Genomic DNA, 6886 nt, shown 5'->3' on the forward strand with positions numbered 1-6886 from the left:
GCCATGATAGAAGCGGATCGTTTTATCAACCCGGCCCCGCGCCAGGAAGAGGAAGCCATCGATCGGGCCATACGCCCCAGGGCGCTGGCGGACTATCGTGGCCAGGATCACGTGCGCGGCCAGATGGAAATCTTTATCGAGGCGGCGCGCCGGCGGGAAGAGGCCCTGGATCACCTGCTGATCTTTGGCCCGCCCGGGCTTGGCAAGACCACTCTGGCCAACATCGTGGCCAATGAGATGGGCGTAAGCATCAAGACCACCTCGGGCCCGGTGCTGGAAAAGGCCGGGGATCTGGCGGCCATGCTCACCAATCTCGAGCCCGGTGATGTGCTGTTTATCGATGAAATTCACCGCCTGAGCCCGGTGGTGGAAGAAATCCTCTACCCGGCGATGGAAGACTACCAGCTCGACATCATGATCGGGGAAGGCCCCGCCGCTCGCTCCATCAAGCTGGAGCTGCCGCCCTTTACCCTGGTGGGCGCCACCACCCGGGCCGGCTCGCTGACCTCGCCCCTGCGGGACCGCTTTGGCATCGTACAGCGGCTGGAGTTCTACCAGGTATCGGATCTGGCCCATATCATCAGCCGCAGCGCCGGCAAGCTGGGTCTGGATATCGACGACGACGGCGCCCTGGAAATGGCCCGCCGGGCCCGGGGCACGCCGCGCATTGCCAACCGGCTGCTGCGCCGGGTGCGGGACTTTGCCGAGGTCAAGGGCAGCGGCGCCATCGACGCCGCCATTGCCGCCCAGGCCCTGGATATGCTGGATGTGGACAAGCAGGGCTTTGACTACATGGATCGCAAGCTGCTGACGGCGGTACTCGACAAGTTCATGGGCGGCCCGGTGGGCCTCGACAACCTGGCCGCGGCCATCGGCGAGGAAAAGGAAACCATCGAAGACGTGATTGAACCCTACCTTATTCAGCAGGGCTTTTTGCAACGCACCCCTCGCGGCCGCCTGGCTACCCCTCGCGCCTACCTGCATTTCGGCTTCGACCTTCCCGAAGCCTGACGGCAGCCGGAAGCTAGAAGAGAGCGAAAAAAGGTGAGGGGAGAGGAGTAAGGCGTCAAATCCGAGATTCCTCACTCCTTACCCCTTACCCCTTACCCCTCACAGCCCAGTCAGGGTCACCCAATGTCGTGCGCTGACGCAGTCTGCTTCTTTCATGGCGACGACTTGGGTATAGTAATTCCCAGATTTTTCAAACAGGTTTTGCTTGTTGCCATGTCACAGACACCGTTTCACTGGCCGGTGCGTATCTATTACGAAGATACCGATGCCGGCGGCATTGTATATAACGCCAACTATCTGAAATTCATGGAAAGGGCCCGCACCGAGTGGTTGCGCCACCTGGGTGTGGAGCAGGACAGCCTGCTCGAGCAGGATATTGCCTTTGTGGTGCGCCGGGTCGAAATGGATCTGCGTCGTCCGGCCCGGTTCAATGATGCATTAAAAGTCACCGTCACGGTGAAAATGCTCAAACGTGCCTCTATTGTGTTTGAGCAGGAAATTCTGGATGATGCGGGCCTTTCTCTGGTGAGGGGCGAGGTGGTCATCGCCTGTGTGAATATCGCTCAAATGAAACCTTTCGCCATACCTGAGCCGTTGATGGGAGTATTGTCGGGTGCACGCTGATATTTCGTTTATTGGTCTTTTTCTGCAGGCTAGCCTGCTGGTCAAACTGGTGATGCTGGCCCTGGTGGGCATGTCGGTGCTGTCCTGGGCGCTGATCATCAATCGCCGCAAGGTGCTGACTTCGGCCCGCGACGATGCCGAGCAGTTTGAAGACAAGTTCTGGTCTGGTGCCGATCTGGGACGCCTCTACCATGAGTCCAATGCCCGGCGCGACAGCCTGGCGGGCATGGAGCAGATCTTTCATGCCGGTTTTCGCGAGTTCGTGCGCCTGCAAAAGCAGGGCCGGCCTCAGGACACCATTCTCGAAGGCACCTACCGTACCATGCGGGTGGCGCTGTCCCGGGAAGTCGACCGGCTGGAAACCAACCTGTCGGTACTGGCGACCATCGGCTCCATCAGCCCCTATATCGGCCTGTTCGGTACCGTATGGGGCATCATGAACGCCTTTATCGCCCTGGCGGAAATCAAGCAGGCCACCCTGGCCATGGTGGCCCCGGGTATTGCCGAGGCGCTGATTGCCACCGCCATGGGTCTGTTTGCGGCCATTCCGGCGGTGATTGCCTTTAACCGTTTCAGCTATCAGGTGGAGCGGCTGGAAAACCACCTGGCCAACTTCATGGACGAGTTTTCCACCATTCTCAACCGGCAAGTGACCACGGGTAACCAGTAATGCAGAGCTATCAGCGCAAGCGACGCAAACGCGTGGCCGAGATCAACGTGGTGCCTTATATCGACGTCATGCTGGTGCTGCTGATCATCTTTATGGCCACGGCGCCGGTGATTACTCAGGGGGTCAAGGTGGATCTGCCTCAGGCCGAGGCCGAGCTGCTGCCGGATGACAGCGAGGCGCCGCTGGTGGCGTCAGTGGACGCCGAGGGCCGTTATTTTCTCGACGTGGGTGAGACGCGGGACGAGGCGGTGGATCTGCTGGCCCTGGCAGACATGGTGCAGCAAAAGCTGGCCACCAATCCCAAGGCACCCGTGGTGGTGCAGGGCGATGCCAATGTGCGCTATGACGCCGTGATCCAGCTGATGGCCACCCTCAAGGCGGCCGGCGTGCCCAGTGTGGGCCTGATGACCCAACCGGAGCAATAAGGCGTGTTTGATAACCAGAGTGGTGGCATTCGCAAGGCGGTGCTGATTTCCCTGGGGCTGCATGTGCTGATTGGCGTGCTGTTCCTGGTGGGGGTTAATTTCAGCACCCCCAAGCGGCCCACCCAGGCGGCGTCCATTATTGAAGCCACCATGATTGATGATGGCATGGTGGCGGCCCAGGCCGAGCGCCTGGCGGAAATGCAGGCAAATCGCGACGCCGAGCAGGCCGCAGCGCAGGCGCAAGCCGAGGCCGCGCAAAAGGCGGCGGAAGAGGCCGAACAGAAGGCCGCCGAGCAAGCGGCGGCGGCGGAGGCGGCGCGCCAGGCCGAGCAGGAAAAGGCCGTGGCCGCCCAGCAGGCGAAAGCCGAGGCGGAGCGCCGGCAGGTGCTGGAGCAGCAACGCCAGGCGGAAGAAGCTCGCAAGGCCGCGGAAGCGAAGAAACAGGCGGAAGCCGAAGCCGCCCGCAAGGCCGCGGAAGCGCAGAAACAGGCGGAAGCCGAAGCCGCCCGCAAGGCCGCGGAAGCGAAGAAACAGGCGGAAGCCGAAGCCGCCCGCAAGGCCGCGGAAGCGCAGAAACAGGCGGAAGCCGAAGCCGCCCGCAAGGCCGCGGAAGCGAAGAAACAGGCGGAAGCCGAAGCCGCCCGCAAGGCCGCGGAAGCGCAGAAACAGGCGGAAGCCGAAGCCGCCCGCAAGGCCGCGGAAGCGAAGAAACAGGCGGAAGCCGAAGCCGCCCGTAAGGCCGCGGAAGCCAAGAAACAGGCGGAAGCCGAAGCCGCCCGCAAGGCTGCGGAAGCCAAGAAGCAGGCGGAAGCCGAGCAGAAACGCAAGGCCGAGGAAGCCCGCAAGGCTGCGGAAGCGAAGAAACAGGCTGAAGCCGAAGCCGCGCGCAAGGCGGAAGCGAGCAAAAAGGCCGAAGCCGAGCAGGCGCTGAAGGATCTGGAAGCGCTGATGGGTGGCGGCTCGGCAGGAGGTTCTTCGTCGGCCGCGTCGGCGGCAGAAGTGGATCGTTATACCGGCATGATTATTGCCGCGATACAGCGCAACTGGCTGGTAGGACCGACCATGGTGGGCAAGCAGTGCCGTATTAATGTGCGGGTGGCGACCGATGGCCTTATCCTGACCATAGGCCAGGGCCAGGGCGATGCGGAGGTATGCCGCTCGGCAGAGCTGGCCATTCGCAAGACCGGTACCCTGCCTATGCCCAAGGATCCGGCCGTGAACAAACAGCTGCAAAACCTGAATTTGACCCTGATACCGAGGCTTTGATGATGACAAAACGATGGTTGTGGTTATGGCTGCCGCTGCTGATGCTGGCAGGACGGGCCCAGGCGGCACTGGATATCGTGATCACCGGCGGCATAGACAGTGCCCGGCCGGTGGCGGTGGTGCCTTTTGAATGGACCGGCGGTGGTGCCGCGCCTCAAGAGTTGTCCGAGGTGATCGGCAATGATTTGCGCAACAGCGGCATGTTCCGGCCGCTGGATCGCAGCTCGCTGCCCCAGCGGGTCTCTCGGGCCGAACAGCTGGATCCGAATCTGTGGCGCACCCGCCAGGCGGAAGCCGTGGTGGTGGGCAGCATAGCGCCGGCGGGCAACAATCAGTACCGTATCAGCTTTGAGCTGGCCGACGTGCTGGGCGGCAACGGCGCCAAGTTGCTGGAAAGCCGCAGTGCCACCGTGCCTGCCGCCCAGCTCAGGCAGTATGCCCACCGTATTTCCGACATCGTGTTCGAGAAGCTGACCGGCATCAAGGGCGCCTTCCTGACCCGCATCGCCTATGTCACGGTGCAGCACGGTGCCCAGTATCCGTATCAGCTGATGATCGCCGACTACGACGGTTTCAACGAGCAGGTACTGCTGCGCTCCCGGGAGCCGCTGATGTCGCCGGCCTGGTCACCGGATGGCCGCAAACTGGCCTATGTGTCCTTTGAAAACAAGAAGGCCGAGGTGGTGGTGCAGGACATTTACAGCCAGCAGCGTCAGGTGGTGAGTTCCCAGCCCGGCATCAACGGCGCACCCGCCTGGTCCCCCGATGGCACCCGGCTGGCACTGGTGTTGTCGCAGGATGGTCAGCCCGAAATCTATGTACTCAATCTGGCCAGCCGCCAGTTGACCCGGGTGACCAATAACCGCACAATCGACACCGAGCCGACCTGGTCGGCGGACGGAAGAAGTATTTATTTTGTCTCCGAACGGGGAGGCCGACCGCAGGTTTACCGCACCGATCCCGGTGCCGACAATGCGCGTCGTGTGACCTTTGACGGAGACATGAATCTGGGCCCCAGGGTCACGGCAGACGGCCAGAATATGGTGCTGGTCAGCCGCTCCCAGGGGCAATACCGGATTGCCCGGCAAGAGCTGGATGGTGGAAATCTGCAGGTGTTGACCGAAACACAGCTGGATGAATCGCCGAGCCCTGCTCCCAACGGCACCATGATCATCTACAGCACCACTTATCAGGGGCGGCAAGTGTTGTCTCTGGTGTCTATGGATGGTCGTTTCAAGGCCAGGCTGCCGGCCCGCAGCGGCGATGTCCGCTCACCGGCGTGGTCACCGTTTCTAAACTAAAAATTGCTTTTCCCAAGGAAAAATCATGCAAATGAAAAAACTGCTTCAGAGTCTGGCCGTCGCACTTCCCATGTTGACCCTGGCTGCATGTAGCTCCACCAGCGATTCCGACGCCATGACCGGAACCGATGGCAGCTACCAGAACGGTGGCGTACAAACTGGTGCCCAGAACGGTGGCGCCCTGTCTGCCGATGAGCAGATGCGTCAGCAATATGAAGCCCTGCGTCGCGAGAACGTAATTTACTTCGAATTCGACCAGGATGAAGTGACCGGCCACTACGCCCAGGTGCTGGAAGCCCATGCCAGCTTCCTGCGTTCCAACCCCAATGTCAGCATTCTGGTGGAAGGCCATGCCGACGAGCGCGGCACGCCCGAGTACAACATCGCCCTGGGCGAGCGTCGTGCCAAGGCCGTGACCAGCTACCTGCAGAGCCTGGGTGTAAGCGGTTCCCAGCTGGCCATCGTCAGCTACGGCGAAGAAAAGCCGCTGGATACCTCCCGCAGCGAAGACGGTTTTGCCAAAAACCGCCGCGCGGTACTGGTTTACTAAGGACTGATTCGGTTACGTTATGATGAAATTCGCGGCCATTTCGATGGCCGCTGTTTTATCCACCGCCAGCTGGGCTCAGGCCCCGGTGGCCAGTGTGGGTGGCAGCGGCTCCGTCAATGAGCGCCTGGCCGAGCTGGAGCGGGGTTTCAGTGCCCGGTCCCAGGCGCAGATAGATCAACAGCGTCAGCTCAATGCCCTGCAACAGGAGCTGAGCGAAATGCGCGGTCTGCTGGAAGAGCAGAGCTACCGGCTGGAGCAGGTAATAGAGCGTCAGCGCAGCATGCTGGCAGCCCAGCAGGAAGCGGCGTCGGCGCCTCGGGTTGTCCCGTCGCCGGCCCCGTCGTCTGAGGCTGAAACCGCGCCTGAAAGTGGCGGCAGTGCCCCCGAGGCGGCGGGAGATGAGCAGGCCGCCTACGACAAGGCAGTGAATCTGGTGCTGCAGGACAAGGACTACAACGCCGCCATTCCGGCCTTTGCCCGCTTTATTACCCAGTATCCTCAGTCGACCTATGTGCCCAACGCCCATTACTGGCTGGGACAGCTGTTGTTTGCCCAAAAACGTTTTGACCAGTCCAAGGCTCAGTTCGCTCGGGTGGTGGAAGCGTATCCCAAGTCCAACAAGCGTCCGGACTCCCTGCTCAAGCTGGGGCTGATAGCCCGGGAGCAGCAGGACGACGGTCAGGCCCGGCAGTATTTTGAGCGCGTGCTAAGCGAATACGGCAGCAGTGGTGCCGCGCGGCTGGCTCAGGAAAACCTGGATGCGATGAAATAACCGGCGGGTTGACGGATTTTTGTGAGAGTCGCCTGTTCCTTGAGCAAACGAAATAAAATGGCAATTTAGCTGTTGCGTCACACAATTAAATCCGTAATATAGGCCGCCGTTGGCAGGGGGCAGCAGCCACCCACCAGGCCGGGTCGTTAGCTCAGTTGGTAGAGCAGTTGACTTTTAATCAATTGGTCGCAGGTTCGAATCCTGCACGACCCACCAGTTCCCGGACGCTTAGCTCAGCCGGGAGAGCACCTCCCTTACAAGGAGGGG

At 61.3% G+C, this 6886-nt stretch carries 8 protein-coding genes and 1 tRNA gene; all 9 read left to right on the forward strand.

The window, feature by feature from the left end; genetic code table 11:
• Positions 1-3 precede the first annotated feature (3 nt).
• The 9 genes from ruvB to B6S08_RS10885 all read left to right on the forward strand — a co-directional run bounded on the left by ruvB (position 4) and on the right by B6S08_RS10885 (position 6835).
• Positions 4-1011: a Holliday junction branch migration DNA helicase RuvB gene (gene ruvB / locus B6S08_RS10845; protein WP_094200820.1), complete on the forward strand. Its 1008-nt coding sequence runs from the start codon at positions 4-6 to the stop codon at positions 1009-1011.
• Between the two features lie 213 nt (positions 1012-1224).
• Positions 1225-1635 carry a tol-pal system-associated acyl-CoA thioesterase gene (gene ybgC / locus B6S08_RS10850; RefSeq protein WP_094200821.1) on the forward strand — a complete coding sequence of 137 codons (411 nt, stop codon included), beginning with the start codon at positions 1225-1227 and terminating at the stop codon, positions 1633-1635.
• Positions 1625-2305, forward strand: coding sequence for a protein TolQ (gene tolQ, locus B6S08_RS10855; RefSeq protein WP_094200822.1), 681 nt, complete (start codon positions 1625-1627; stop codon positions 2303-2305). Before ybgC ends, tolQ begins: the two co-directional genes overlap by 11 nt.
• Positions 2305-2730: a protein TolR gene (tolR, locus tag B6S08_RS10860; RefSeq protein WP_094200823.1), complete on the forward strand. Its 426-nt coding sequence runs from the start codon at positions 2305-2307 to the stop codon at positions 2728-2730. The genes tolQ and tolR overlap by 1 nt, the downstream gene beginning before the upstream one ends.
• A gap of 3 nt (positions 2731-2733) precedes the next feature.
• Complete coding sequence (gene tolA, locus B6S08_RS10865) at positions 2734-3996, forward strand: cell envelope integrity protein TolA (protein WP_094200824.1); 1263 nt, start codon at positions 2734-2736, stop codon at positions 3994-3996.
• A gap of 2 nt (positions 3997-3998) precedes the next feature.
• Complete coding sequence (gene tolB, locus B6S08_RS10870) at positions 3999-5297, forward strand: Tol-Pal system beta propeller repeat protein TolB (protein WP_169716398.1); 1299 nt, start codon at positions 3999-4001, stop codon at positions 5295-5297.
• 25 nt (positions 5298-5322) lie between these two features.
• Entirely contained in the window at positions 5323-5847 is a 525-nt protein-coding gene (pal, locus tag B6S08_RS10875; RefSeq protein ID WP_094200826.1) for a peptidoglycan-associated lipoprotein Pal, read from the forward strand.
• A 19-nt stretch (positions 5848-5866) separates the two neighbouring features.
• Positions 5867-6619 (forward strand): tol-pal system protein YbgF, encoded by a 753-nt coding sequence (ybgF, locus tag B6S08_RS10880; protein ID WP_094200827.1) that lies wholly within the window; start codon positions 5867-5869, stop codon positions 6617-6619.
• A 140-nt stretch (positions 6620-6759) separates the two neighbouring features.
• Positions 6760-6835, forward strand: a tRNA-Lys gene (locus B6S08_RS10885).
• The last annotated feature ends 51 nt before the right edge of the window (positions 6836-6886 follow it).

The sequence above is a fragment of the Oceanimonas doudoroffii genome (genome assembly GCF_002242685.1).
Classification (GTDB): domain Bacteria; phylum Pseudomonadota; class Gammaproteobacteria; order Enterobacterales; family Aeromonadaceae; genus Oceanimonas; species Oceanimonas doudoroffii.